Below are 25,746 nucleotides of genomic sequence, written 5' to 3' on the forward strand. Positions count from 1 at the left end.
AGATGAACCCGTCCTTCCTCATTACCGCCCTGCTGTGGCTGTCGGTGGCGGGGCTCGCGTTCGCGGTCGCGAAGCGCTCGTCCTACTGGCGTCTGGGCCGCGCGACGGCGCCCGGCTCGTTCGGCGTCGCGAACCTGTTCGCGATTCCGAAGCGTTATTTCGTCGACCTGCACCACGTGGTCGCCCGCGATCCGTACATCGCGAAAACCCACGTCGCGACCGCCGGCGGCGCGATCGGCGCGCTCGCGCTGGTGTTCGTCAACTACGGCCTCGCGATCTACTCGCCGTGGCTCGACAAGCTGATCTTCCTCGCGGCGCTCGCGATGCTGGTCGGCGCGGTGTTCGTGTGGCGCCGACGCGCGGCGAAGGACGTGCCGGCGCGCCTGTCGCGCGGCCCGTGGAATACGCTGCCCTGGCTGCTCGGTTCGTTCGCGCTCGGCCTCGTGCTGTTCATGCTGGTGCCGACCGGCGCGATGTCGGGTGCGTTCGCGGTGCTCTGCGCGCTGCTGATCGGCGTCGGTGCGTTCACGATGACGGTCGGCGCCGCGAAGGGCGGCCCGATGAAGCATGCGATCGCCGGCCTGCTGCACCTCGCGTTCCACCCGCGCCAGGAGCGTTTCGCGGCCACGCGCGAATCGTTCACCGGCAACGGCACGGCCACGCCGCCGACCGCGCTGAAGCTGCCGGACATCGAGCATCAGGAGTACGGCGTCGCGAAGCCGGTCGAATTCCGCTGGAACCAGCTGCTGAGCTTCGACGCGTGCGTGCAGTGCGGCAAGTGCGAAGCCGCGTGCCCCGCGTTCGCGTCGGGCCAGCCGCTGAACCCGAAGAAGCTGATCCAGGATCTCGTCGTCGGGATGGCCGGCGGCACCGATGCGGCGTACGCGGGCAGCCCGTCGCCGGGCATCCCGGTCGGCCAGCATCGCGGCGAGCCGAACGGCCCGATCGTGTCGGGCCTGATCGAGGAGCAGACGCTGTGGTCGTGCACGACCTGCCGCGCGTGCGTGCAGGAATGCCCGATGCTGATCGAACACGTCGACGCGATCGTCGACATGCGCCGCAACCGCACGCTCGTGCACGGCACGGTGCCGGGCAAGGGCCAGGAAGTGCTCGCGAACCTGCGCGAGACCGGCACGATGGGCGGCTACGACACGGCCGCGCGCTACGACTGGTCGGTCGACCTCAGCGCGCCGGTCGCGCAACCCGGCAAGCCGGTCGACGTGCTGTTCGTCGCGGGCGAAGGCGCGTTCGACATGCGCTACCAGCGCACGCTGCGCGCGTTCGTGAAGGTGCTGAACAAGGCGGGCGTCGACTACGCGGTGCTCGGCCCGACGGAAACCGACACAGGCGACGTTGCCCGCCGGCTCGGCGACGAAGCGACGTTCCAGCAGATGGCGAAGCGCCTGATCGGCACGCTCGGCACGCTGTCGTACAAGCAGATCGTGACGGCCGACCCGCACGTGATGCACAGCCTGCGCAACGAATACCGCGCGCTCGGGCTGCGCGTGACGGTCAAGCATCACACGACCTATCTGGCCGAACTGGCCGACAGCGGCAAGATCGCGCCGAAGGCGGTCGAGGCGCTGCAGGAGAAGCGCACGACCTATCACGATCCGTGCTACCTCGGCCGCTACAACGGCGAGATCGAAGCACCGCGCAAGCTGTTGAAGACGATCGGCATCCAGGTCGTCGAGATGGAGCGCAACGGCATGCGCGGCCGCTGCTGCGGCGGTGGCGGCGGTGCGCCGCTGACCGACATCCCCGGCAAGCAGCGCATCCCGGACATCCGCATTGCCGACGCGCGCACGATCGGTGCGGACGTGGTCGCGGTTGCGTGCCCGAACTGCACGGCCATGCTCGAAGGCGTCGTGGGCCCGCGCCCGGACGTGCTCGACGTCGCCGAACTCGTCGCCGCCTCGCTGGAGTGAATCGATGAATACGATCAAACGAATCGATCCGCGCCGGCCGTTCATCATCACGGCCGCCGGCCTGAAGCGCATCACGCTCGGCGAGGAAGGCAGCGCCGATGCGAACGCCGCGCAGTGGTCCGCCCACGGCCATGGCGCTGCGACCGCGAAGCCGCGCCGTGCGCTGCAGGACCCGAAGCACGTGATGCTGGTGGTCGCTCACAGCGAACGCGGCGCGCTCGACGACCATTCGCGTCAGGCGATTGCCGCCGCCGCGGTGCTCGCCGATGCGCAGACGGAAGTCGCGCTGCTCGCGTTCGGCGAATTGAAGGACGACGTGGCCGAACTCGGCGTCGACAAGCTGCTCGAGCTGACCGGCTTCGATCGCCGTGCGTTCGATCCCGAAAGCGAGCTGCAAGCATTGCAGGCGTGTGTTGCCGCGCTCGCCCCGAAACACGTGTTCGTGCCCGACAACGCGACGGGCGACGGCGATCTCGGCCGGCGTTACGCGGCGGCCGCCGGCGCAAGCGTCGCGACGCACGTGGTCGAAATCGACGCGAAGCACGTGGGGACGTATGCGCAGGCCGGGCGGGCGTTCGCGACCCGCGCGCTGCCCGACGTGATCCTGCTCGCGCAGAACGCGGTGGACGCGAAGCTGCCGTTCGTCGGCGCGGGCGAGCGCGTGGCGTCCGATTTCATCCGCCCGGCGCATGACGCCGCGCAGCCGTACCGCGATCTCGGTCTCGACGAAATCGACGCGGCCCAGGTCGCGCTCGAGGAAGCCGATTTCATCGTGTCGGCCGGCAACGGCGTGTCCGACATCGGCGCGTTCGAGCGGCTGGCCGGCGTATTCGGCGCGGCGATCGGCGCGAGCCGCGTCGCGGTCGACAACGGCCACTTCACGCGCGACAAGCAGGTCGGCGCGACCGGCAAGACGGTCGAGGCGAGCGTGTACATCGCGTTCGGCATCTCGGGCGCGGTGCAGCATTTGCAGGGGATCAAGGACTGCCGCCACGTGATCGCGGTGAACCTCGACGGCAGCGCGCCGATCGCGAAGCGCGCGAACCTGACGGTGGTCGGCGACGCGCAGGCGACGATCGCCGCGCTGATCGAACAGGTCCAGGCCGCGCGGGCCGCGCGCGGCGAATCGCCGGCCGCGGTCGGCACCCGTGAACCCGAAGGAGTCGCCGCATGAACGCCCCCCGCTCATTGCAACGCATCGCGGTGCTCGTGTCCGTCGGCCGGCATCCGGTCAGCGGCATCGCGCGCTACAGCCGCAACGATGCGGCCGCGCTCGAAACCGGCCGCCAGCTCGCCGAGAAGCATCGCGCGACGCTCGACGTGATCCACGCGGGCGACCCCGCGAACGCGGCGCTGGCCGAGTATCTCGCGCTCGGCGCGCGGGAGGTCGAGGTGCTGGCCTGCCGCGACGGCGACGATGCCGTGCACGCGCTCGCCGCGCGTGTCGAAGGCTACGACCTCGTGCTGACCGGCACGCGCGCCGAGGGCGCGTACGACACCGGGATGCTGCCGTACCGCGTCGCCGCGGCGCTCGGCTATCCGCTCGTCGGCTCGGCCGTCGACGTGACGGTCGAAGGCGGCCGCGCGGCGGTCCGGCAATTTTTGCCGAAAGGGCTGCGACGGCGGGTCGACGCGGCGCTGCCGGCCGTCGTCGCCGTCCACCCGCTCGCCGGTGTCGAGCCGCGCTATGCGTATGCGCGGCTGCGCGCGGGCGCGATCCGTCCGGCGCTCGCGGCGAGCGGCGCGGACGCCGATGCGGCCGCGTGGACGGTCGGCCCGATCGAGCGTAAACCCGTAAAACTGGTCGCCGCCGAGAAGCGCTCCGGGCATGCCCGGATGCTGTCCGCGACGACGACCGAAAGCCGTGGCGGCAACGTCGTAAATGAAGGGAGTTCGGTCGAAAAAGCACAAGTGATCCTCGCGTATTTGCGCGAGCATCAGCTCATCGACTACTGATTTTGATGCCTGTCGGCAAGCAACCCAGGGATGCAAGGAATCCGGAGCAAACGATGAAAGTATCGGCAGACATTCGTGCACTGATCGAACGCCGCAAGGAAGGCCACAGCCTCGAAGCGCCGTTCTACACGAGCGAGGACATCTTCGCGCTCGACATGGAGGCGATTTTCCGCCAGCACTGGATCCAGGTGGCGATCGAACCGGACATTCCCGAGCCGGGCGATTACGTGACCGTGGAGCTGGGCAGCGATTCGATCCTGATCGTGCGTGACGACGACATGGCGATCCGCGCGTTCCACAACGTGTGCCGTCACCGCGGCGCGCGCCTGTGCAACGAAGACAAGGGCTCGGTCGGCAACATCGTGTGCCCGTACCACAGCTGGACGTACAACCTGACGGGCCAACTGATGTTCGCCGAGCACATGGGCGAGAAGTTCGACCGTTGCAAGCACAGCCTGAAGTCGGTGCACGTCGAGAACCTCGCGGGCCTGATCTTCATCTGCCTCGCCGACGAGCCGCCGGTCGATTTCGCGCAGATGCGCGCGGAGATGGAGCCGTACCTGCTGCCGCACGATCTGCCGAGCACGAAGATCGCCGCGCAGATCGACATCATCGAGGAAGGCAACTGGAAGCTCACGATGGAGAACAACCGCGAGTGCTATCACTGCGTCGCGAACCATCCGGAGCTGACGATCTCGCTGTACGAATACGGCTTCGGCTACCAGCGCTCCGACGCGAACGCCGAAGGCATGGACGCATTCGCTGAAACGTGCGTGCGGCGCGGCAAGGAGTGGGCCGAGATGGGCCTGCCGTCCGCCGAAATCGAAAAGCTGCTCGACGTGACGGGTTTCCGCACGCAGCGCCTGCCGCTCGACCGTCACGGCGAATCGCAGACGCTCGATGCGAAGATCGCGTCGAAGAAGCTGCTCGGCGGCTTCGACAAGGCCGACCTCGGCGGGCTGTCGTTCTGGACCCAGCCGAACTCGTGGCACCACTTCATGAGCGATCACATCGTGACGTTCTCGGTGATTCCGCTGTCGGCCGGCAAGACGCTCGTGCGTACGAAGTGGCTCGTGCACAAGGACGCGAAGGAAGGCATCGACTACGACGTGAAGAACCTGACGGCCGTGTGGAACGCGACCAACGACCAGGATCGCGCGCTCGTCGAATTCTCGCAGCGCGGCGCGACCAGCAGCGCGTACGAGCCGGGCCCGTATTCGCCGTACACGGAAGGGCTCGTCGAAAAATTCTCGGCCTGGTACATCGGCCGGCTCGCCGAAAAAACCGGCGCGTAGCACCCAGCAGCGTATAAGCGGAGCAAGACATGATGCGAGATGCGGCCAATTTCGAGCCGGCGGACAGCCGGGTGACGCACCCGGCCTTCTGGAACGCGCTGCCCGAGCGCTGGACGAGCGACGTCGAGGAAACGCTGGTGTGCTGCCACGTGCGGCAGGAAACCCACGACGTGAAGAGCTTCTTCTTCCGTTCACCGCAGGGCCGCACGTTCTCGTTCGAGCCCGGGCAGTTCATCACGCTCGAGCTCGACATCGACGGCGAGACGATCAACCGCTGCTACACGATTTCGTCGTCGCCGGCGCGGCCGCACACGATCTCGATCACGGTGAAGCGCGTGCCGGGCGGCAAGGTGTCGAACTGGCTGCACGACAACCTGCAGCCGGGCGCATCGGTGCGCGTGCTCGGCCCGGCCGGCGAATTCACGTGCGCGCGGCATCCGGCACGCAAGTACCTGTTCCTGTCGGCCGGCTCGGGCATCACGCCGCTGATGTCGATGAGCCGCGCGCATCATGATCTCGCGGAAGATCGCGACATCCTGTTCGTGCACAGCGCACGCACGCCGGACGACATCATCTTCGCGCGCGAGCTCGACCTGATCGCGTCGAACCACACGAATTTCCGCACGTCGTTCGTCGTCGAGCGCGTCGGCGCACGCACCAACTGGCCGGGCGTCACGGGCTTCCTGACGCTGCCGCTGCTGAAGCTGATTGCGCCGGATTTCATGGAACGCGAGATCTTCACGTGCGGCCCCGCGCCGTACATGAAGGCCGTGCGCGACCTGCTCGACGAAGCAGGTTTCGATCGCAAGCAGTATCACGAGGAAAGCTTCTCGTTCGAAACGCTCGCGCAGACCGCGAGCGATGAAGTGCTCGCCGAACTCGTGCCGCCGGCGGAAGGCGGCGACGCCGCGACGAAGCAGTACACGGTCAGCTTCGCGAAGAGCAACCGCGAGATTTCGTGCGGCTCGGAGCAGCACGTGCTCGACGCGGCGCGCCAGTCGGGCGTGCGGCTGCCCGCATCGTGCACGCAGGGCATGTGCGGCACCTGCAAGGTGAAGCTCGTGTCGGGGCAGGTCGAGATGAAACACAACGGCGGTATCCGCCAGCGCGAAATCGATCAGGGAATGGTGCTGCTGTGCTGCAGCAAGCCGCTGTCGGATCTCGTGATCGACAAGTAGTCGAAACGCGTCATCGGCTGTCCGGGCGCGTCGCGTCCGGACAAGCATCTGTCGGAAAACAACGATACCGCGGATTTGTGGTTGAAGAACCTAGAGAGACAACGCGCACGGTGCGCAGACCAAGGAGATCGACCATGAAATTGTTCGGAAAACTGTTTTGGACCGGCACCCTGTCGGCGATGGTGGCATTGAGCGCATCGGCGCTCGCCGATACGAAGCCGACGCTGAAAATCGGCTACGTCGAAGGCTGGGACGACAGCGTCGCGACGTCGAACGTCGCGGCCCGCGTGATCGAGAAGAAGCTCGGCTACGAGGTGAAGCTCGTGCCGGTCGCTGCCGGGATCATGTGGCAGGGCGTCGCGCGCGGCGATCTCGATGCGACGCTGTCCGCGTGGCTGCCGGTCACGCACGGCTCGTACTGGAGCGAATACAAGAGCAAGGTCGTCGACGTCGGCGCGAACTTCCCCGACGCGAAGATCGGCCTGATCGTCCCGGATTACGTGAAGGCGAAGAGCATCGACGACCTGAATGCGGAGAAGGCCAGCTTCGGCGGCCGCATCGTCGGCATCGATGCCGGTGCGGGCGTGATGCGCAAGACCGACGAAGCGATCAAGAACTACGGGCTGAGCTACACGTTGATGCCGAGCTCGGGCAGCGCGATGACGGCCGAGTTGTCGCGTTCGGTCGGCGCGAACAAGCCGGTGATCGTGACCGGCTGGGCGCCGCACTGGATGTTCGCGAAGTGGAAGCTGCGCTTCCTCGAGGATCCGAAGAAGGTGTTCGGCGGCGCCGAGCATGTCGACAGCGTCGTGAATCCGGGGCTCGAAACCAAGGCGAAGCCGGTCGTCGCGTTCCTGAAGAAATTCCAGTGGAAGCCCGGTGAAATCGACAGCGTGATGCTGGCGATCCAGAACGGCTCGAAGCCGGAAGCCGCTGCGGATGCGTGGATTGCAGCGCATGCCGACCGCGTGAATGCGTGGACGGAAGGCGCGCAGTAAGCATCGCGACATACGTCGTACGAGTCATCATAAAAACACGCCGGGAATGGCACGCAGGAATCCGAAATAATCAGGATGCAATGCGGCCATATCCCGGTTTTATTTTGCTGATTCTGCAAAAAAGCCCGTAAATTGTTACACTACGGCCCTTGTGCGGAATCATCTGCTTTGCATCGGACCAGAGTAAGCGCTGAAGCGCCAACTCTGATCGAGAGGAGGAATTGGATGAGTCAAGCAGGACTGCGTGCGAATCGCACCAGTGATGTTGAGGCAACGATCTCACATGATTCGACGGGCCACACGCTGCATCGTGGCCTGACCTGGAAAGACGCTTTTTGGGTGACGAGCGGCGTGCCGGCAGGCGTGCTGTTCACGATCGGCGGCGTATGCGCGACGATCGGCCAGCCCGCGTGGGCGATCTGGATCGCCGCGATCACGATGGGGCTGATTCAAAGCGCGACTTATGCGGAAATATCGGGGCTATTTCCCCATAAATCGGGCGGCGCGTCGGTGTACGGCGCGATTGGCTGGGTCCGTTACAGCAAGCTGATTGCCCCGGTTTCCGTGTGGTGCAACTGGCTCGCGTGGTCGCCGATGCTTGCGCTCGGCTGCGGCCTCGCGGCGAGCTATGCGCTCACGAGTCTCTTTCCCGCCAATGCGGCGGTGCTGCACTGGCAGCTCAAGGTGGCGGATCTCGGTTTCATCAAGCCCGGTCTCTCCCTGCGAATCAACGCGACGTTCATCATCGCGACGATTCTGCTTCTCATCACGTTCAAGCTTCAGCACAGCGGTGCGTCAAAGGCTGCACGTACGCAGCGCATTCTCGGCATTGCGTCGCTCACGCCGCTCTTGATCGTCGGCATCGTGCCGTTCGTCACCGGCGACGTGCCGATGTCGAACCTGCTGCCGCTCTTGCCGCTCGGTCACGACGCGCAGGGCAACCTCACGGCCGCGACGTTCGGCTCGTGGAACGGGCAGGGCGTGACGATGGCGCTCGGCGCGATGTTCATGGCCGGCTGGGCGTCGTACGGTTTCGAGACGGCCGTCTGCTACACGCGTGAATTCCGCGATCCGCGGCGCGATACGGCCAAGGCGATCTTCTGGTCGGGTGCGCTGTGTCTGGTCGTGATGACGCTCGTCCCGCTCGCGTTCCAGGGCGCGCTCGGCACGCAGGCGATGCTCGATCCGGCGATCGGCGACGGCACCGGCGTCGCGGCCGCGATGGCGAAGATCGTCGGCGGCGGCGCGTGGGTCGCGAATGCGGTCGTCGTGATGCTGATGCTGTCGATCCTGCTGATCGTGATGACGTCGATGATGGGCTCGTCGCGCACGCTGTACCAGGCATCGGTCGACGGCTGGCTGCCGAAGTACCTGTCGCACGTGAACGAGCACGGCTCGCCCACGCGCGCGATGTGGACCGACCTCGGCTTCAACCTCGTGTTGCTGATGATGTCGGACTACATGACGGTGCTGTCGATTTCGAACGTCTGCTACATGCTGTTCGTATTCCTGAATCTTCAGTCCGGCTGGATCCACCGGATGGATCGCGGCAACTGGGATCGGCCGTTCCGTTGTCCGACCTGGCTGCTCGTCGGCGGCGCGATTTGCGGGTACGCGAACCTCGTCTACGTCGGCGCGGGTGCGAACCTGCAAGGCGAAGGCACGCTGCGCAACGGGCTGATCGCGATGCTGCTGATCGTGCCGGTGTTCCTCTATCGCCACTACTGGCAGGATCGCGGCCGCTTCCCCGCGCAGATGCAGCGCGACATGGAGCTGGAAGTGCCGAAGCGCGCGCTGTGGCTGAGCCTGATGCCGTATGCGGCGCTGATCGGCGCGGGGTTGACGATCGGGTTGTCGTATTACTTCGCGTGGGTGAAGTGACGCGGTAATGCGTGCGTGTCGGGGCACGCGATGGCTTCGGAAACCGCACACGGGGCCATCGCGCGAAGCGCCGGCGCAGCGCGACGACAAAAAAGGCCCGACCGGTTACACGCCGGTCGGGCCTTGTTCGTTGACGCCGCGTTCGAGCGCAGCTGCGATCCGCTTACGGAAATACCACCGTCCGGTCGCCATTCAAAAACACCCGCCGCTCGATGAACGCCTTCACCGCGCGCGCGAGCGTGAGGCTTTCGACGTCGCGCCCCACCGCGAGCAGTTGCTCCGGTCGCAGCGCATGATCGACGCGCTCGACGACCTGCTCGATGATCGGGCCTTCGTCGAGATCGTCGGTGACGAAGTGCGCGGTCGCGCCGATCAGCTTCACGCCGCGCGCATGGGCCTGGTGATACGGCTTCGCGCCCTTGAAGCCGGGCAGGAACGAGTGATGGATGTTGATCGCGCGGTTCGCGAGCTTCGCGCTCGTCTCCTGCGACAGCACCTGCATGTAGCGTGCGAGGATCACGAGCTCGGCGCCGCTCGATTCGAAGAAGTCGAGCCATTGCGCTTCCTGCTGCGCCTTGGTGTCGGCCGTGATCGGGAAGTGCCGGAACGGCAGCCCGTGCTGCACGGCGAGCGGCTCGAAGTCGGGGTGGTTCGACACGATGCCGACGATGTCCATCTTCAGCTCGCCCATCCGCCAGCGGAACAGCAGATCCGCGAGGCAGTGCTCGAGCTTCGACACCATGATCAGCACCTTCGGCCGCGCATTGACGTCGTGGATCGCCCACTGGATGTCGCCGTCGCGGCCGCCGAGTCCGGCCGCGATCGGCCCGAATTCCTGACGCAGCGCGTCGATCTGCAACGTCTCATCCGTCGGATGAAAGACGCAGCGCACGAAGAAGCGGTTGCTGAGATCGTCGTCGAACACGTTCAGCGCATCGACGTAGCAGCGATGGCGATCGAGAAAGCCGACGACGGCGGCGACCTGACCGGCCGCGCTCGGGCACGACAGTGTCAGGACGAATTGATCGGGGCGGTGCTCGGCGGTCATGAGACTCCTCGGATGGCGTGGGGCGCACGGCCGCGCGACGGCGCACGACAGCGCCGCGCCGCGCGGGTAGCGGGAGGCTCAAGTAAATCAGGACGATTCCGGGGCGGATAGAACCAACGCGCCGTGTGGCTGGTATCGGCGCGCCAGCGGGCGCGGGCCCGGGAGCGGGGAAGGGGGACGGAAACGGGGCGGGCGCGCCGCGTCAGGCCGCCGCGCACGCGTCGAGCAGCCAGCGCCGGAACACGTGGGTCGCGTCCGGCTCGGGCCGCTGCGGCGGGCGCACCAGGAAGTAGCCGCGCGACGTGACGACGGGCGCGTCGACCAGCTTCACGAGCTGGCCGGACGCGACGAGTTCGTCGACGAGCGGCGCCCAGCCGAGCGCGACGCCTTCGCCGAGCAGTGCCGCATGGATCACGAGCGCATAGCTGTTGAAGGTCACGCCGCGCGCGGCGGCCGGCGGTTCGAGCCCGTGCGCGTCGAACCAGCCCGACCACGACAGCCAGCGCTCGGGGCGCGTCGGCTGCACGTGCAGCAGCGGCAGCGCAAGCAAATGGTCGGCCCGCGCGACGTCCGGGTGCGCGTCGCGGAACGCGGGCGAGCAGACCGGCGTGACGGATTCCGGAAACAGCCGCGCGGCCGTGCACGACGGCCAGTGGCCGTCGCCGAACAGGATCGCGATGTCGCCATGGTCGCGCTGCGCGTCGTAATCCTGTGACGTGACGACGCGCACGTCGACGTCCGGCATCACGTGCTTCAGCCCGGCCAGGCGCGGCATCAGCCAGTAGGTCGCGAAACCGAAATCGGTGACGATCGTGAGCGCGCCGTGCTCGCGGCGCGCACGCAGCGTCGCGGTCGCGCCGCGCAGCGTGTCGAGGCTCAGCCGCACGGCTTCGTACAGGCACTGGCCGTCGGCCGTCAGCGTGACGCCGCGCGGGCTGCGTTCGAACAGCGGCACGCCGAGTTCGGCTTCGAGCTGGAACACCTGCTGGCTCACGGCCGGCTGCGTCGAGCCGAGCTCGCGCGCGGCGGCCGTGAAGCTCGCGAGCCGGGCGGCCGATTCGAACGCGCGCAGCGCCTGCATCGACGGTAACGGTTCGGATTTCGACATAAGTCCCTCTAATGGCCCCATAAGGGCCGGACGCCTACCCGCGCGAATTCGGGCGGGCGATAGTGCAGCGGACGGTGCGGCAGATGCGCTTCATGCGCCAGCGCGCCACGCATTCCGCGATTCTAGCCAGCGCGGCCCCCGCGCGCGGCGGTTTCTGCGGATCGCCTCCGTCATGCCGGACGTCTCGCTGCCAAAGCGGCGCGCCGTTCCATTCGAACACCGCTTTCCCCACGATCGCCGATGACGAACCCGACACCCAACATCCTGATCCTGATGGCCGACCAGCTCACGCCGTTCGCGCTGCCCGCGTACGGCAACCGCGTCGCCCGCACGCCGACGCTCGACCGGCTCGCCGCCGAAGGCGTGGTGTTCGACGCCGCGTACTGCGCGAGCCCGCTGTGCGCGCCGTCGCGCTTCTCGCTGCTGACCGGCAAGCTGCCGTCGGGCATCGGCGCCTACGATAACGCCGCCGAATTGCCGGCGCAAACGCTGACGTTCGCGCATTACCTGCGCGCGGGCGGCTACCGGACGATGCTGTCCGGCAAGATGCATTTCTGCGGGCCCGATCAGTTGCACGGCTTCGAGGAGCGACTCACGACCGACATCTATCCGGCCGATTTCGGCTGGGTGCCGAACTGGGACAGCCCGACGGAGCGGCCGAGCTGGTATCACAACATGAGCTCGGTGCTCGATGCGGGCCCCTGCGTGCGCACGAATCAGCTCGACTTCGACGACGAAGTGACGTTCGCCGCGAAGCAGAAGCTGTACGACGTCGCGCGCGAACGCGCGGCCGGGCACGATGCGCGGCCGTTCTGCATGGTCGTGTCGTTGACCCATCCGCACGACCCGTATGCGATCACGCGCGAATACTGGGATCTGTACGGCGACGAAGAAATCGACATGCCGGCCGTGCGGCTCGATGCGGCCGAAAGCGATCCGCATTCGCAGCGGCTGCGCTTCGTCTGCGAAAACGACCGCACGCCGCCGACCGACGCGCAGATCCGCGCCGCGCGCCGCGCATATTACGGCGCGACGTCGTACGTGGACACGCAGTTCGGCAGCGTGCTGGCCGCGCTCGAGCAATGCGGGTTCGCCGACGACACGATCGTGATCGTCACGTCCGACCACGGCGACATGCTCGGCGAGCGCGGGCTCTGGTACAAGATGACGTTTTTCGAGGGCGGCTGCCGCGTGCCGCTGATCGTGCATGCGCCGGGCCGCTTCGGCGCCGCGCGCGTGCGCGGGCCCGTGTCGCACGTCGACCTGCTGCCGACGCTCGTCGATCTGGCCGGCGCGGCGCCGGCCGGCGGCTGGCCGGACCCGGTCGATGGCGCGAGCCTCGTGCCGCACCTGCAGGGCACGCCCGCGCACGACGTCGCGCTCGGCGAATACCTCGCGGAAGGCGCGCTCGCGCCGGTGGTGATGATTCGGCGCGGCGACTGGAAATATGTGCATTGCCCGGCCGATCCCGACCAGCTCTACCACCTGTCGGACGACCCGCGCGAGCTGACGAACCTGGCCGGGCAGCCGGAAGCCGCCGACGTGCTCGCCGCGTTCCGCGCGGAGGCCGCGCAGCGCTGGAACCTGCCCGAGCTGGACCGGCAGGTGCGCGCGAGCCAGCGACGCCGGCGCTTCCATTACGCGGCGACGACGCAGGGCCGCATCCACGCGTGGGACTGGCAGCCGTTCACCGACGCGAGCCAGCGCTACATGCGCAATCACATCGAACTCGATACGCTCGAAGCGATGGCGCGTTTTCCGCGCGTCGGGCGTTGAACGTCCCGCAGCGATCATTGAAGAACGACGGAGGAAGCGAACCATGAAACGGCAACGCAATGCAGCATTCCGAAGGATCGGCGCGGCGTTCGCCGCCGCCGCGTGCGTGGCGGCGACGCAGCCTGCGTCCGCCGCCGATCCGCAGACCTGCGGCGACGTGAAGATGGCGGCGCCCGGCTGGACCGACATCGACGCGACGAACGCGATGGCGGGCGTCGTGCTGAAGGCGCTCGGCTACCGGCAGGACGTCGCGAACCTGTCGGTGCCGATCACGTACCAGGGGTTGAAGAAAGGGCAGGTCGACGTGTTCCTCGGCAACTGGATGCCCGCGCAGGCGCCGCTCGTGAAGCCGTTCGTCGACGAGAAATCGATCGACGTGCTGCACGCGAACCTGAGCGGCGCGAAGTTCACGCTCGCGGTGCCCGACTATGTGGCCGCGGCCGGCGTGCACACGTTCGCCGATCTCGCGCGCTACGCGGACCGCTTCGGCGGCAAGATCTACGGGATCGAGCCCGGCGCGCCCGCGAACCAGAACATCAAGCGGATGCTGTCCGACCACGCGCTGGGGTCCGCGAACTGGTCGCTCGTCGAATCGAGCGAGACGGGCATGCTCACGCAGGTCGAGCGCGCGGTGCGCGACAAGCGCTGGATCGTGTTTCTCGCGTGGGAACCGCATCTGATGAACACGAAGTTTCATCTGACGTATCTGTCGGGCGGCGATGCGTACTTTGGACCGAACTACGGCGGTGCGACGGTCAACACGGTCACGCGTGCCGGGTTCGCCGGCCAGTGCACGAACCTCGCGCGGCTGTTCCGGCAGATGACGTTCTCCGTCGACGTCGAGAACCGGATGATCGCCGACATGCTCGACCACAAGACGTCTCCCGCGCTCGCGGCGCAGCATGCGCTGAAGGCCGAGCCCGCGCTGCTCGCCGGCTGGCTCGACGGCGTGACGACGGCGACCGGCGCACCGGGCCTGCCGGCCGTGCGCGCGGCCCTCGACGGCCGCTGATTGCCTTCCTCCTGGCGGCCGGTTTTTGCCGTGCCGCCCGTCTACGTGTTTTCCCGACCCGTCGCATCGTGACCATTTAGTGTCGCCTTCAGACGGGTGACCGGAAATATGGGTTTGTATTTTTCGCCAATGGCTGCGTTATTGCGGAAAACGAAATAGCGGAGCCAGCAGACGTACCGAATTCGAATCAGCCGGCGTATTGCGGCACGCGCCAGGCCACGGTTCTTTCCATCGAACGGTTCAGGGAGGGTGGTCGACAATGAAGCAAAAGAAAGTCGCCGTAGCCGCCGCGCTTGCATGCGCGGCCTGTATTCCCGCCATCGGGCATGCGCAGAGCAGCGTGACGCTGTACGGGATTCTCGACGCGGGCATCACGTACGTGAACAACACGGGCGGCTCGCACGTGGTCAAGTTCGACGACGGCATCGCCTACGGAAACCGCTTCGGCCTCAAGGGCACCGAAGACCTGGGCGGCGGCCTGAAGGCCGTGTTCACGCTCGAGAGCGGCTTCCACCTCGGCAACGGGCAACTCGGCTTCGGCGGCGCGGAATTCGGCCGGCAGGCGTATGTCGGCCTGCAGAACGACTGGGGCACGCTGTCGTTCGGCAACCAGCTCGACATCACGAACGAACTCGTGTCGATCTACAACATCTCGGCGTGGGGCAGCGGCTATGCGATCCACCAGGGCGACTTCGACCGCTTCAACGGCGACCGCCTGCCGAACTCGGTGAAGTTCCTGTCGAACGACCTGAGCGGCTTCAAGTTCGGCGCGATGTATTCGTTCGGCAACGTCGCGGGCAACTTCCATCGCAACAGCGCCTGGAGCGCGGGCGCGAGCTTCACGAAGGGCGACTTCTCGATCGGCGCCGCGTACACGCGCCTGAACAACCCGAACGGCATCTACGCGTTCGACCCGTACGCGATGATCGGCACGCATACGTTCCTCGGCCAGCAGACCGTCACCGTCGATCCGGCGACCGGCGCCCGCACCGACCTGTTCTCGAACACCGCGATGGATGTCGACAGCCAGGGCACGTTCGGCATCGGCACCAGCTACACGATCGGCAAGCTGACGCTCGACGCGAACTACTCGTACACGACGATCAAGGGCTTCGGCCAGTCGTCGCACATGCAGGTGTACGAAGGCGGCGGCCTGTACCAGTTCACGCCGGCGCTGAGCTTCATCGCGGGCTACCAGCACACGCGCTTCGAAGGCCATCACTGGAACCAGGGCACGGCCGGCCTGCACTACCTGCTGTCGAAGCGCACCGACATCTACATCTCCGGCGATTACCTGCGTGCGTCGCAGGGCGTCGATGCGGTGATCGGCTACAGCTTCACGCCGTCGACGACGCAGACGCAGGCCGACGTGCGGATCGGGATGCGGCATTCGTTCTAAGCGGCGTGGCAGGATGATGTGACGTCTTCAGCGAGGTCTCTCTTTGGCGCGAACCACGGTTCGCGCTTTTTTTTGTGCGATGCGCCGGCTTCATCGGGCGCGCGGCCGACTGCCGGCCGGTTTTTCGTGGTTGGCATATCATCGCGGTTTGGCCGCGTCCGCACCGTCGCCGCGCGCACGCACTCGCGTGTGTCGTCGTTTCCCGAACGGTTGCGGTGCGCAGCGCCAACCGCCGAGATCCCGATGACCACCCCCGTGCCCGATTCCCGTCCTTTATCCCCGTTACCCGCCAATCTGTTCCGCCACGCACCGTTCCAGCGTTTCTGGGGCACGCGCGTGATGTCTTCCCTGGCTTTCCAGATCCTGTCGGTCGCAATCGGCTGGTATGTGTACGCGCTCACGCACAGCGCGTTCGCGCTCGGTCTCGTCGGCCTCGCGCAGTTCGTGCCGATGTTCGCGCTGACGCTCGTCGTCGGGCAGGTGGCCGACCGCTACGACCGCCGGCGCATCGCGACGATCTGCCAGAGCGTCGAGGCGCTGGCCGCCGGCGTGTTCCTGATCGGCGGGGTGCAAGGGTGGCTGGCCGCGCCGGCCGTGTATGCGCTCGCGGCGATCGTCGGCACGGCGCGCGCGTTCGAGTCGCCGTCGGTGTCGTCTTTGTTGCCGGCCGTCGTGCCGCGCACCGACCTGCCGCGCGCGACCGCGCTGTCGACGTCCGCGAACCAGGCCGCGCAGATTCTCGGGCCCGCGTTCGGCGGGCTGCTCTACGGTGTCGGCGCGCCCGTCGCGTTCGGCACGAGCGTCGCGGCCCTCGCGATCGCGGCGATGCTGAGCGGCACGATTCCGCTGCGTACCGCGCCGCCGGCGCGCGAGCCGGTCACGCTGCGCTCGGTGTTTTCGGGCATCGCGTTCATCCGGCGCGAGCCGGCGATCCTCGGCGCGCTGTCGCTCGACCTGTTCGCGGTGCTGTTCGGCGGCGCGACCGCGCTGCTGCCGATCTACGCGCGCGACATCCTGCAGGTCGGCCCGTGGGGGCTCGGCGCATTGCGCGCGGCGCCGGCGGTCGGCGCGCTCGCGGGCACGCTGTGGCTCACGCGTTTCCCGTTGAAGGGGCGGCCGGGCCGCGCGATGTTCGGCGGCGTGATCGCGTTCGGCATCGCGACGATCGTGTTCGGATTGTCGCGGCACTTCGCGTTGTCGCTCGTGGCGCTGGCCGCGCTCGGCGCATCGGACGTGATCAGCGTCGTCGTGCGACTGTCGCTCGTGCAACTGCGCACGCCGGACGACATGCTCGGCCGCGTGAGCGCGGTCAACTCGCTGTTCATCGGCACGTCGAACCAGCTCGGCGAATTCGAATCGGGCGTGACGGCTGCGTGGTGGGGCGCGCCGGCCGCGATCGTCGTCGGCGGCGCGGCGACGATCGCCGTCGCGCTCGCATGGATGCGGCTCTTTCCGCAGCTCACGAGCATGAAGTCGCTCGAACGCGACGCATGACGCGCATCACGCGTCATGCATCCTGCGTCACGCGCACGGCCGTGCCGTAGCAGATGACTTCGGTCACGCCCGCGCCGATCTCGGTCGAGTCGTAGCGCATCGCGACGATCGCGTTCGCGCCGAGCTTGCGCGCGTCGGCGAGCATCTTGTCGAACGCCTGCTCGCGCGCCTTCTCGCACAGCGACGTATAGAGTGTGATGTTGCCGCCGAAGATCGTCTGCAGCGACGCGCCGAACGAGCCGACGCTCGAGCGCGAGCGCACGACGATGCCTTGGGCGACGCCGAGCGAGCGGACGGTCGTATGGCCAGGCAGGTCGAAGGCGGTCGTGACGCGGGCGGGCGACAGGTCGTCGATGGAGCGGATGGGTTCGGTCATGGTGGGCAAGCGTGTGGCGAGTGGTCGAACGACGATTCTAGCCGGACCGAGACAACGCATTCGAACGGGCGCCCCCAGAAGCAGACGGGCGCCCGTGTCGTTGCCGAACGCGAGAGCCGCTCGGCAACGCACGCTCAGCGCTTGATCGTCGCGCCGGCAATGCCGCCGAGATCGACCGCATAGGCGAGCGCGAGCTTGCCGAACTTCAGCGCATGGTTCGCCTGTCGATCCGAGTTTTCCAGCGTGTCGTTCACCGTGTGGATGTATGGGCTGTCGTTCTGGTCGGCTTCGAACGGGAACGATGCCGGGTACCCCTGCGCATTCCACGACGCATGATCCGAGCACGCATAGCCGCACTGCGACGTGCCGATCGCGAGCTCCGGCAGGTAGGTCGCCGCCAGGTTCTTCACATAGGTGTTCTGCGCGGCGTTCGTGTAGTCGGTGATCAGGTAGATGTCCTTCGGATCGCCCTTGTAGTTCGTCATGTCGAGCTGCAGCACGCCGACCACGTTCGCATTCTGCGTGCGGAACTGCTTCGCGATCGCCTTCGAGCCGAGCAGGCCGGCTTCCTCGGCCGCATACCCGACGAACTTGATGGTCCGTTTCGGCCTGTAGTTGTTCGCGAGCAGCACGCGCAGCGCCTCGGTCAGGCTGGCGATGCCCGACGCGTCGTCGTCGGCGCCGGGCGAGCGCGAGTTCTCCGTCGTGCGGCCGACGGTCGAATCGAGGTGGCCGCCGAGCACGACCGTGCCCGCGGCCGGATCGCTGCCGCGGATCGTCAGGATCACGGATTTCTGCGGAAAGCCCGTGTGCGCGAACTGTTCGACGGTGATGTCGGCGCGTGAGCCCGCCAGCTGCTTCCACTGCAGCGCGAGCCAGTCGGACGCGGCGACGCCGTGCGACGTCGTGTAGTAGCGGTTCGTGAAGCCGGACAGCGACGTGATCGTGCCGACGATGTTGCTCGCTTGCAGTTGCTGGACCCACGTGCCGATCTGCGGCACGTTGGACACCGTGTACGCGGGGGCGGCGGCCTGTTTCGCGAGCGTCGCCGGTAACGGCTGCAGCGCCTGCCGCGCGTCGTCGAACGAATCGTGCACGACGTAGCCGGGCCCGTGGCCGCGCGTGTGGTGGACGGCGTGGGCCAGCTCGCCGAGCCGGGCATCGTCGATCTCGACGACGTGAACGGTTTCGCGGCGCGCGGCGCCGTCGGCCGCCTTGCCGGCGTCGACGGTCGTGCTGTACCGCGCGGTTGCGGACGCATCGATGCGTTGAAGCTGGCGGAACGCGGTGTCGCCGAGCGTGATCCAGACGGGTGTCGCGTGCGCGGCGGCGCTCAGCAGCATGCCGCCCAGCGCGGCGCTCAGGCGGGTTGGTGTCAGAGTAGGCATGTTCGATCTCGTGAGGATGGCGATGTCGATGAAGGGAGCGCGTCGCAGATCGTGCGACGCGCGCCCGCCTGCTGCGGCATTACGACTTCTGCGGAACGGTCACGCCGTACGTGCAGCTCTTGTTGTACGCGTTGCCGATCGCGGTGAGCTGCGCGCTGCTGTAGCCGAGCGCGGAGGCAGCCGTCAGCACGGCCTGCGCGGCGGCCTTCTGGTTGGTCGAGCTGTTGGTCATCGACAGCCCCTTCAGGAACGCCTTGTCCATCGCCTGCGCGCCGATCGCGTCGCGCGCGACGAGGTTGCACGACGCCCAGTACTGGCCGGCCGTGTGGATCTCCGCGCCGCGCGCCTGCGCATAGGTGCGCCCGACGTTCCAGTTGGTCACGCGGCCGCCCCAGAACTCGTTGTGACCGTCCCAGTTGTAGACCCAGTGATACTGCGCATCCGACGGGCTCCACTGGTTGAAGTCGCGGCTGTACGCGGCGGCGAGATAGTCGCCGGTGCCTTCCGACAAGCCTTCCTGTTGCGACAGGCCGCCGTTGGTGACCCAGTCGTGGATGCCGTGGCCGAGTTCGTGGATCACGACGTCCGCGTCTTCCGCGTCGTCGACGCCGCCTTGCCCGAACGTCAGCCGGCCGCTGCTCGACGAATACGACGAGTTGTCGTCGCCCGATTCGCCGTGCGGGTCGTACTGCACGCCGCCCGTGTACTGGTACGGCAGCGCCTTGATGCCGAGCGTCTGGTTCACGTAGCGCAGGAACGTGTCGATGTGGTAGTACACGTTCACGGCCTCGAAATACAGGTTGCCGCGCGTGAACTCGAACGCGGGCGTGGACTGCGACGGGCAGGCCTTGTCGAGCGGCGCATCGAAATCGATGCACGACGCGTACGGGCCCGTCAGCGTGTAGCGCGTGCCCGACTGCGCGAGATCCTTCAGCGTCACGCGCACGCGCGCGGCCGCGAGCTGCGTCGAATCGGCGTCGTTGCTGTCCTTGTAGCCGGTGCTGCCGTAGCTGCTTTTCGTCGGCGACAGCGGATCGGGGCGGAACACGAAGCCGGTGCCGTCGGTCGCGTAGAACGCCTTGTCCTCCGCGCGCAGCACTTCGCCGCTTGCCGAGTCGATCAGCAGTTCCCAGTCGCCTTTCGGGCCGTCCTGCGGACGGCCGCGCACCTTCCACGCGGTGTGCGTGCCGGCCTTGTCGACGAACGCGACGAGCTGCGCGTCGAGATGCGTGAAGCCGCTCACGCCGAGATACGCGCGGGCGCGGTCGAGCGCCTGCTGCTGGTCGACGGCCTGCGACTTGCGCGTCGTCGCGATCACGCCGTTGATCGTGTTGCTCGCGACGTACAGGATGCGGCCGTCCTTCGCGACGGTCACCGCGATGTCGCTGCCGTACACGGGCAGCCCGGCGGCCTGCTGCTGCAGGCGCACGACGGTGAAGTCGGCGTCGTTGCGCTCCGACGTGACGACGAGGCTCGCGAGCGCGGCCGCGTCGAGCCCGAGCTGCGCCGCCTGCGACGCGACGAAGTCGCGCGCGGTGGCGGCGGGCGTCGCGGCAGCTTTCTTGACGCGATAGGCCGGGTTGTACAGCGTGACGGCGACGCCGTCCGCGCGGAATTGCCCGGCGGCCGTGTCGGCCTTCGCGGCCGGCGGCGCGACGCCGCGCGTCAGGCTTTCGCGCAGGCTCGCGGCCTGCGGATTCGGCACTTTCGTATCGGCCTGGGTGCCGCCGACGATGCCGAAACCGAGCACGAGACCCAGGGCGAGCGGCAATGCTTTGCGTGATGTCTGCATACGTGATCCTCATCTCAACGGTTGGACACGCCCGCGCGCTCGTGGCGAGCAGGCACGACACGGCCCGCGCGCCGGTTCGATGGGACCGGTGCGGCGAAGCGGTGTGGGAATGTCGACTGACTAAGGAGCTCTAAATGTCAGGTCGAAAAGAAGCGGGCAGGCGAAGCGGAGAAGAAGCGAACGGCAGGCAGGTGCGGCGACGGCGAATCGAGCATCGTCATGTCATACCCCTCGGATCGATCGTGATATCGGTGGGCAGCCTGCGTGGCACGACGCGCGCGAGATGAAGCAGGCGTATCGTTAGGCTGCCTATCTAACTTTTTTTGGTATGTTACAGAATATTTTCAACGACATTCCAGATTATTTTCGACGACCGCTTCGGTTCGTCGACCAGTTGCCGACATTGTTCAGCGAACGGACGGAAACGCCGCCGGAACGCGCAATACCGCGCCGGATTGTGATCAAAAGCCGAGACGATCAGCGCGTCGCCCGCCGGTCGCTGCGCGGGCTCATTCCGAATCGTGCGCGATAGGTGCGCGAGAAATGCGACGGCGATTCGAAGCCGCACGCGACGCACACCGACGTGATGCTCATGTCGGTCTGCTGCAGCAGTTCGCGTGCGCGATCGAGGCGCAGGTTCAGGTAGAAGTGCGTCGGCGTGTCGTTCAGCGTCGCGCTGAACAGCCGTTCGAGCTGGCGCCGCGTGATCGACACCTCCTGCGCGAGCGCGTCGGAGCCGAGCGGGTTCTCCATGTGCCGCTGCATCGTGCCGATCACCTGGATCAGCTTGCGGTTGTGCACGCCGTAGCGCGCGGCGATCTCGAGCCGCTGGCTGTCCGAGCGCTGCCGGATGCGGCTGACGACGAACTGCTCGGAGATTGCGGCCGCGAGATCGGCGCCGTGCCGGCGGCCGATCAGGTCGAGCATCATGTCGATCGACGCGGTGCCGCCCGCGCACGTGATGCGCCGGTCGTCGATCTCGAACAGCTCCTGCGTCGCGTTCAGGCCGGGATAGCGCTCGCGGAACGCGGCCAGTGCTTCCCAGTGCAGCGTGAGCGATTGCGACGCGTCGAACAGCCCGGCCTCCGCGAGCACGAAGCTGCCCGTATCGATGCCGCCGAGCGTGGCGCCGTGCCGGTGCTGGCGGCGCAGCCAGTCGCCGAGCGTGCGCGTGTAGCACACGAGCGGATCGAAGCCGGCGACGACGAACACCGTATCGACCTGCGGGACGTCCGCGCACGCGGCTTCGGCGGCGACCGGAATGCCGTTGCTCGCGGCGACGGGCGCGCCGTCCGCGCTGATCACGTGCCAGCGATACAGCTCGGTGCGAAAGCGGTTCGCGACGCGCAGCGGCTCGACCGCGGACATGAAGCCGAGCGCGGAGAAGCCGGGCAGCAGCAGGAAGTGGAAATCCTCGGGCATCGGGGCGTGGGGTGGAAGCAGGGGGGCGCTGCGCACCGCGCGGGCCGGCGCGCAGTGCGCCGAACGTTCAAGCCGGGATTATCGCGGTTTTTTGCCGGCGCTCAGCGCGTTTTTGCACCACTCACCGTGCGGCGCGCCGTCGTCGACGGCAATTCGCCGAATTGCGCCTTGTACGCGTTCGCGAAATGCCCGAGATGCATGAAGCCCCAGCGTGCGGCCGCTTCGCTGATCGGCAGGTCCGATTGCCGCGTGTCGAGCAGCAGGCGTCGGACCTGCGCGAGGCGCAGCGCGCGCGTGTAGTTGAGCGGGCTCGTCTGGACGACCGACTGAAAGCTGTTCTGCATCGTGCGCCGGCTCACGCGCAGTTGCGTGCACAGGCTCAGGATGTCGACGGGCGCTTCCGGGTGCTCGATCACGTAGTCGTGCACGCGGCGCACGATGTCGGCGTGACAGGCATGCGTGAGCCGGTTCGACGGCTCGGGCATCCGGTACGTGAGGAGATCGACGAGCACGTTGCCGACGTCGGCGCGCAGCGCGTGTTGCGCGGGCGCCGCGTCGAACGCATCGGGCGCCGACAGCACGCGTTCGAGCAGCGTCGCGAGCTGCATGCTCGCACGGTCGCGCGCGGCGACCGGCACCTCGACGACGCCGCGCCGCAGCGCGCGTGCGTCCAGCCGCACGTCGGCCGCATCCTCGATCTGCTGCATCAATTCGGGTTCGACAACCACGCCGATCAGCGACATGTCGTCGGGTGAATGGAGTTCGAACGGCGCGCCGCCGCGCGCCATCACGATCGTGCCGCGCTCGAGGCGCGCATCGCCGAACGCAAAGGTGCCCGAGCCGGTGAGCGGCATGCCGAACACCGTATGGCCGTGCGGCAAACATCCGCGCTGGATGATGCGCACGTTCGCCGCTTCCTGGAACAGTTGCGCGCCGTCGAACACCGCGTTTTTGACCGCGCTGCGATACGCGCCGGACCCGATCTGGTCGTAACGCTGATTCCAGCCGCGCAGCGCCTCGGCATGTCGGTCTGCGTCGTCGAACCTCTGATGAAACGCGAGCACGGCCCCTCCGGCGATCGTTCGAACCGCGCAAGATTAAACCGACCGAATAGTCGGCGCAATACGGGGCAGCGCTATTCCGTGTGCATGTTTCAGAGGGTCGGAAGGGGCGGTACAGCGAGGCTTTCACGCGCATTTCCAATATCCCGAATCGGCACGTACGCGTTGCCGGTCCGGGTGCTGACGGGATTTATTGTCGAACTACAGTCGCCCCACATAACGTGAATTCCCCACTGGAGGCGGCATGAGGACAAGGCGACGAACCGCGGCGCTCGCGGCGACGCTGGCGTTGGCGGCGGCATCGGCCGGCAGCGCGAACGCGACGGAAAACCCCGAAGAGCTGGTCGTGCAGAAGATGCCGCCGTGGCATCCGCACGAGGTCTATGTCGTCGACATCTCGATGCCGTCGATGACCGACGGGCGCATCCACGTGTACGACGCGGATGCGAAGAAGCTGCTCGGCCAGATCGACGGCGGCTTCGCCCCCGGCTTCGCGATCTCGCCCGACCGCAAGACGAGCTTCGTCGCGACGACCTATTTCTCGCGCGGCTCGCACGGCACGCGCACCGACGTCGTCGAGATGATCGACAACACGACGCTCGATCACGCGGGCGAGATCGTGATTCCGGCGAAGCACGGGCAGCATGTGCCGTCGCCGTACAACACCGCGTTCAGCGCCGACGGCAAGCGGCTGTACGTCGCGAACATCACGCCGGCCGCGTCGGTGACGGTGATCGACGCCGTCTCGAAGCAGGTGCTGTCGGAGATCGACATGGCTGCGTGCGTGCTCGCGTATCCGTCGGGCAACGACCGCTTCACCGCGCTGTGCGAAAGCGGCAAGGCGCTGACCGTCACGCTCGACGCGAACGGCAAGGAAACGAAGCGCACGATGTCGGACGCGTTCATCGACGTCGACAAGGATCCGGCGTTCGTGAACGCGTCGCGGTACAACGGCGGCTATCTGTTCACCACGTACGGCGGCACCGTGCGCAGCGCCGATTTCAGCGGCGACAAGCCGGCGTTCGGCACGCCGTGGCCACTGCTGACGGACGCCGAGCGCGCCGAAGGCTGGCGTCCGGGCGGCCTGCAGCAGACGGCCGTGCACGCGAAGCAGCACCGTTACTACGTGCTGATGCACAAGGGCGCCGACGGTTCGCACAAGGATCCCGGTACGCAGGTGTGGGTGTACGACCTGAAGACGAAGCAGCGCGTCGCGCGCTGGGATCTCGCGCAACTGAAGGTCGAGCCGCTCGTGTCGATCCAGATCAGCGAGGACGACAAGCCGCTGTTCTACGGGCTGACGGCGACCTCCGATCTCGTCGTGATGGACGCGCGTACCGGCACGCTGCGGCACGTCGAGAAGCAGATCGGCAATACGTCGTCGCTGCTCGTCAACCCGTGAGGCCGCGATGACCGTCGATCCCGTACTCGCCACCAGCGCGCAGGCCGGCGCGGCCGCCGTCGTGCTGCTCGGCGCCTTCGCGAAGATGCGCCGCCCCGCCGCGTTTCGCCACGCGCTCGCCGGCTACCGGCTGCTGTCCGATGCGCTGACCGCGCCCGTCGCGTTCGCGATTCCGCTCGCGGAAGTCGTCGCCGCCGTGGCGCTGCTGTTTCCCGACACGCGCGCGGCCGGCGCGACCGGCCTGATCGCGTTGCTCCTGGCGTTCGCGGCCGGCCTCGCGATCAACCTGCTGCGCGGCCACACCGACATCGACTGCGGCTGTTCCGGCTTCACCGCCGCCCGTGCGGACGCGCCGCGCGGCATCGGCTGGCTCCATGTCGGCCGCGTGCTGCTGCTCGTCGCGCTGGCCGCGACCGCGTTCGTCGAGCCGGGCACGCGCGCCGTCGTGTGGTTCGACTACCTGACGCTGTTCTTCTCCGTGCTGCTGATCGTCTGCGCGCTGCTTACCGTCGACGTGCTGCTCGCCAACGTCCCGCGCCTTTCTCATCTGAGGAATTCATGATGCAAACCGCTCTTACCGCTTCCACCGCCCTGTTGTGGGTGGCCGTCCTCGCGCTCGGCGCGATCTGCCTCGCGCTGGTGCGCCAGATCGGCATCCTGTACGAACGCATCATGCCGGCCGGCGCGCTGATGATCGACAAGGGGCCGGCGGTCGGCACGATCGCGCCGACGTTCGAACTGACCGACCTTCGCGGCTCGCACGTGAAAGTCGGCGGCATCGATGCAGCGGGCAAGGCGACGCTGCTGTTCTTCCTGTCGCCGACGTGCCCGGTCTGCAAGAAGCTGCTGCCGCTGCTGCCGTCGCTGCAGGCCAGCGAGGCGACGCCGGCGAACATCGTGCTCGCGAGCGACGGCGATGCCGACGAACATGCGCGCTTCGCGCGAAAGCACGACCTCGGGCGCTTCCCGTACGTGCTGTCGCAGGAGCTCGGCCTTGCGTACCAGATCGGCAAGCTGCCGTATGCGGTGCTGCTCGACGAAACGGGCGCCGTGCGCGCGAAGGGGCTCGTCAACACGCGCGAGCACCTCGAGAGCCTGTTCGAGGCGAAGGAGCGCGGCGTCGCGTCGCTGCAGCAGTTCGTGCACGGCGATCACAGCCACGATGCGCACGACGCGCACGCGCAGCACGCATGACCGGCCGGACCTTTTTCAACGTCATTGGAGAACGACGA

Annotated in this window: 21 protein-coding genes; 14 read left to right on the forward strand and 7 right to left on the reverse strand. The window is 67.3% G+C overall.

The features are described 5' to 3' along the window. Positions 1-2: 2 nt before the first annotated feature. The 7 genes from KR541_RS22775 to KR541_RS22805 all read left to right on the forward strand — a co-directional run bounded on the left by KR541_RS22775 (position 3) and on the right by KR541_RS22805 (position 9,236). Positions 3-1,928: a (Fe-S)-binding protein gene (locus tag KR541_RS22775; RefSeq protein ID WP_124555533.1), complete on the forward strand. Its 1,926-nt coding sequence runs from the start codon at positions 3-5 to the stop codon at positions 1,926-1,928. Between the two features lie 4 nt (positions 1,929-1,932). Next, positions 1,933-3,102 (forward strand): electron transfer flavoprotein subunit alpha/FixB family protein, encoded by a 1,170-nt coding sequence (locus KR541_RS22780; protein ID WP_089489635.1) that lies wholly within the window; start codon positions 1,933-1,935, stop codon positions 3,100-3,102. Then, positions 3,099-3,884, forward strand: a complete 786-nt coding sequence (locus KR541_RS22785) for a drug:proton antiporter (protein WP_089489634.1) — start codon at positions 3,099-3,101, stop codon at positions 3,882-3,884. Before KR541_RS22780 ends, KR541_RS22785 begins: the two co-directional genes overlap by 4 nt. 53 nt (positions 3,885-3,937) lie before the next feature. Beyond that, complete coding sequence (locus KR541_RS22790) at positions 3,938-5,179, forward strand: aromatic ring-hydroxylating oxygenase subunit alpha (protein WP_050012300.1); 1,242 nt, start codon at positions 3,938-3,940, stop codon at positions 5,177-5,179. 29 nt (positions 5,180-5,208) lie between these two features. After that, complete coding sequence (locus tag KR541_RS22795) at positions 5,209-6,357, forward strand: FAD-binding oxidoreductase (protein ID WP_050012301.1); 1,149 nt, start codon at positions 5,209-5,211, stop codon at positions 6,355-6,357. A gap of 134 nt (positions 6,358-6,491) precedes the next feature. After that, a complete protein-coding gene (locus KR541_RS22800) occupies positions 6,492-7,355 on the forward strand; it encodes a glycine betaine ABC transporter substrate-binding protein (protein WP_050012302.1) in 864 nt (287 codons plus the stop codon). 225 nt (positions 7,356-7,580) lie between these two features. Beyond that, positions 7,581-9,236, forward strand: a complete 1,656-nt coding sequence (locus KR541_RS22805) for a trimethylamine N-oxide permease (RefSeq protein ID WP_050012303.1) — start codon at positions 7,581-7,583, stop codon at positions 9,234-9,236. A gap of 163 nt (positions 9,237-9,399) precedes the next feature. Here KR541_RS22805 and purU read toward each other — a convergent pair whose 3' ends face one another. Further along, positions 9,400-10,284 (reverse strand): formyltetrahydrofolate deformylase, encoded by an 885-nt coding sequence (purU, locus tag KR541_RS22810; protein ID WP_050012304.1) that lies wholly within the window; start codon positions 10,282-10,284, stop codon positions 9,400-9,402. A 202-nt stretch (positions 10,285-10,486) separates the two neighbouring features. After that, the gene (locus KR541_RS22815) at positions 10,487-11,392 is read right to left on the reverse strand and encodes a choline sulfate utilization transcriptional regulator (protein ID WP_050012305.1); all 906 of its coding nucleotides are present in this window, start codon (positions 11,390-11,392) and stop codon (positions 10,487-10,489) included. A gap of 240 nt (positions 11,393-11,632) precedes the next feature. On the opposite strand from KR541_RS22815, the gene betC reads away from it, so the two are divergent. The 4 genes from betC (at position 11,633) to KR541_RS22835 (ending at position 17,073) form a co-directional block, all read left to right on the forward strand. After that, positions 11,633-13,168 (forward strand): choline-sulfatase, encoded by a 1,536-nt coding sequence (gene betC, locus KR541_RS22820; protein WP_050012306.1) that lies wholly within the window; start codon positions 11,633-11,635, stop codon positions 13,166-13,168. 43 nt (positions 13,169-13,211) lie between these two features. Continuing rightward, entirely contained in the window at positions 13,212-14,180 is a 969-nt protein-coding gene (gene choX, locus KR541_RS22825) for a choline ABC transporter substrate-binding protein (RefSeq protein ID WP_089489633.1), read from the forward strand. A 259-nt stretch (positions 14,181-14,439) separates the two neighbouring features. After that, positions 14,440-15,579, forward strand: a complete 1,140-nt coding sequence (locus KR541_RS22830) for a porin (RefSeq protein ID WP_050012308.1) — start codon at positions 14,440-14,442, stop codon at positions 15,577-15,579. 243 nt (positions 15,580-15,822) lie between these two features. Continuing rightward, positions 15,823-17,073 carry an MFS transporter gene (locus tag KR541_RS22835; RefSeq protein WP_216089803.1) on the forward strand — a complete coding sequence of 417 codons (1,251 nt, stop codon included), beginning with the start codon at positions 15,823-15,825 and terminating at the stop codon, positions 17,071-17,073. A 13-nt stretch (positions 17,074-17,086) separates the two neighbouring features. On the opposite strand, the gene KR541_RS22840 is transcribed toward KR541_RS22835, so the two are convergent. The 5 genes from KR541_RS22840 to KR541_RS22860 form a co-directional block, all read right to left on the reverse strand. Further along, positions 17,087-17,449 (reverse strand): YbjQ family protein, encoded by a 363-nt coding sequence (locus tag KR541_RS22840; protein ID WP_216089804.1) that lies wholly within the window; start codon positions 17,447-17,449, stop codon positions 17,087-17,089. 134 nt (positions 17,450-17,583) lie between these two features. After that, on the reverse strand, positions 17,584-18,837 hold the full coding sequence (locus tag KR541_RS22845; RefSeq protein WP_050012311.1) for a M20/M25/M40 family metallo-hydrolase: 1,254 nt from the start codon (positions 18,835-18,837) through the stop codon (positions 17,584-17,586). A gap of 79 nt (positions 18,838-18,916) precedes the next feature. Next, positions 18,917-20,629 carry a M36 family metallopeptidase gene (locus KR541_RS22850; RefSeq protein WP_216089805.1) on the reverse strand — a complete coding sequence of 571 codons (1,713 nt, stop codon included), beginning with the start codon at positions 20,627-20,629 and terminating at the stop codon, positions 18,917-18,919. 477 nt (positions 20,630-21,106) lie between these two features. Next, complete coding sequence (locus tag KR541_RS22855; protein WP_050012313.1) at positions 21,107-22,051, reverse strand: GlxA family transcriptional regulator; 945 nt, start codon at positions 22,049-22,051, stop codon at positions 21,107-21,109. A 101-nt stretch (positions 22,052-22,152) separates the two neighbouring features. Then, on the reverse strand, positions 22,153-23,115 hold the full coding sequence (locus tag KR541_RS22860) for a helix-turn-helix domain-containing protein (protein WP_089489630.1): 963 nt from the start codon (positions 23,113-23,115) through the stop codon (positions 22,153-22,155). Between the two features lie 241 nt (positions 23,116-23,356). Here KR541_RS22860 and KR541_RS22865 point away from each other — a divergent pair, with 241 nt between their 5' ends. The 3 genes from KR541_RS22865 to mauD are packed head-to-tail and all read left to right on the forward strand — an operon-like array spanning position 23,357 to position 25,708. After that, positions 23,357-24,514 (forward strand): amine dehydrogenase large subunit, encoded by a 1,158-nt coding sequence (locus tag KR541_RS22865; RefSeq protein WP_216089806.1) that lies wholly within the window; start codon positions 23,357-23,359, stop codon positions 24,512-24,514. A 7-nt stretch (positions 24,515-24,521) separates the two neighbouring features. Further along, positions 24,522-25,076 (forward strand): MauE/DoxX family redox-associated membrane protein, encoded by a 555-nt coding sequence (locus KR541_RS22870; protein WP_050012316.1) that lies wholly within the window; start codon positions 24,522-24,524, stop codon positions 25,074-25,076. Further along, positions 25,073-25,708 carry a methylamine dehydrogenase accessory protein MauD gene (gene mauD, locus KR541_RS22875; protein ID WP_213346233.1) on the forward strand — a complete coding sequence of 212 codons (636 nt, stop codon included), beginning with the start codon at positions 25,073-25,075 and terminating at the stop codon, positions 25,706-25,708. Before KR541_RS22870 ends, mauD begins: the two co-directional genes overlap by 4 nt. The last annotated feature ends 38 nt before the right edge of the window (positions 25,709-25,746 follow it).

The organism is Burkholderia sola (assembly GCF_905400185.1).
In the GTDB taxonomy this organism is placed as follows: domain Bacteria; phylum Pseudomonadota; class Gammaproteobacteria; order Burkholderiales; family Burkholderiaceae; genus Burkholderia; species Burkholderia sola.

Bases quoted from the DNA above. Each gene is read 5' to 3' on its own strand.
- KR541_RS22775 (WP_124555533.1), top strand. From the start codon at position 3: ATGAACCCGTCCTTCCTCATTACCGCCCTGCTGTGGCTGTCGGTGGCG.
- KR541_RS22780 (WP_089489635.1), top strand. From the start codon at position 1,933: ATGAATACGATCAAACGAATCGATCCGCGCCGGCCGTTCATCATCACG.
- KR541_RS22785 (WP_089489634.1), top strand. From the start codon at position 3,099: ATGAACGCCCCCCGCTCATTGCAACGCATCGCGGTGCTCGTGTCCGTC.
- KR541_RS22790 (WP_050012300.1), top strand. From the start codon at position 3,938: ATGAAAGTATCGGCAGACATTCGTGCACTGATCGAACGCCGCAAGGAA.
- KR541_RS22795 (WP_050012301.1), top strand. From the start codon at position 5,209: ATGATGCGAGATGCGGCCAATTTCGAGCCGGCGGACAGCCGGGTGACG.
- KR541_RS22800 (WP_050012302.1), top strand. From the start codon at position 6,492: ATGAAATTGTTCGGAAAACTGTTTTGGACCGGCACCCTGTCGGCGATG.
- KR541_RS22805 (WP_050012303.1), top strand. From the start codon at position 7,581: ATGAGTCAAGCAGGACTGCGTGCGAATCGCACCAGTGATGTTGAGGCA.
- purU (WP_050012304.1), bottom strand. From the start codon at position 10,284: ATGACCGCCGAGCACCGCCCCGATCAATTCGTCCTGACACTGTCGTGC.
- KR541_RS22815 (WP_050012305.1), bottom strand. From the start codon at position 11,392: ATGTCGAAATCCGAACCGTTACCGTCGATGCAGGCGCTGCGCGCGTTC.
- betC (WP_050012306.1), top strand. From the start codon at position 11,633: ATGACGAACCCGACACCCAACATCCTGATCCTGATGGCCGACCAGCTC.
- choX (WP_089489633.1), top strand. From the start codon at position 13,212: ATGAAACGGCAACGCAATGCAGCATTCCGAAGGATCGGCGCGGCGTTC.
- KR541_RS22830 (WP_050012308.1), top strand. From the start codon at position 14,440: ATGAAGCAAAAGAAAGTCGCCGTAGCCGCCGCGCTTGCATGCGCGGCC.
- KR541_RS22835 (WP_216089803.1), top strand. From the start codon at position 15,823: ATGACCACCCCCGTGCCCGATTCCCGTCCTTTATCCCCGTTACCCGCC.
- KR541_RS22840 (WP_216089804.1), bottom strand. From the start codon at position 17,449: ATGACCGAACCCATCCGCTCCATCGACGACCTGTCGCCCGCCCGCGTC.
- KR541_RS22845 (WP_050012311.1), bottom strand. From the start codon at position 18,837: ATGCCTACTCTGACACCAACCCGCCTGAGCGCCGCGCTGGGCGGCATG.
- KR541_RS22850 (WP_216089805.1), bottom strand. From the start codon at position 20,629: ATGCAGACATCACGCAAAGCATTGCCGCTCGCCCTGGGTCTCGTGCTC.
- KR541_RS22855 (WP_050012313.1), bottom strand. From the start codon at position 22,051: ATGCCCGAGGATTTCCACTTCCTGCTGCTGCCCGGCTTCTCCGCGCTC.
- KR541_RS22865 (WP_216089806.1), top strand. From the start codon at position 23,357: ATGAGGACAAGGCGACGAACCGCGGCGCTCGCGGCGACGCTGGCGTTG.
- KR541_RS22870 (WP_050012316.1), top strand. From the start codon at position 24,522: ATGACCGTCGATCCCGTACTCGCCACCAGCGCGCAGGCCGGCGCGGCC.
- mauD (WP_213346233.1), top strand. From the start codon at position 25,073: ATGATGCAAACCGCTCTTACCGCTTCCACCGCCCTGTTGTGGGTGGCC.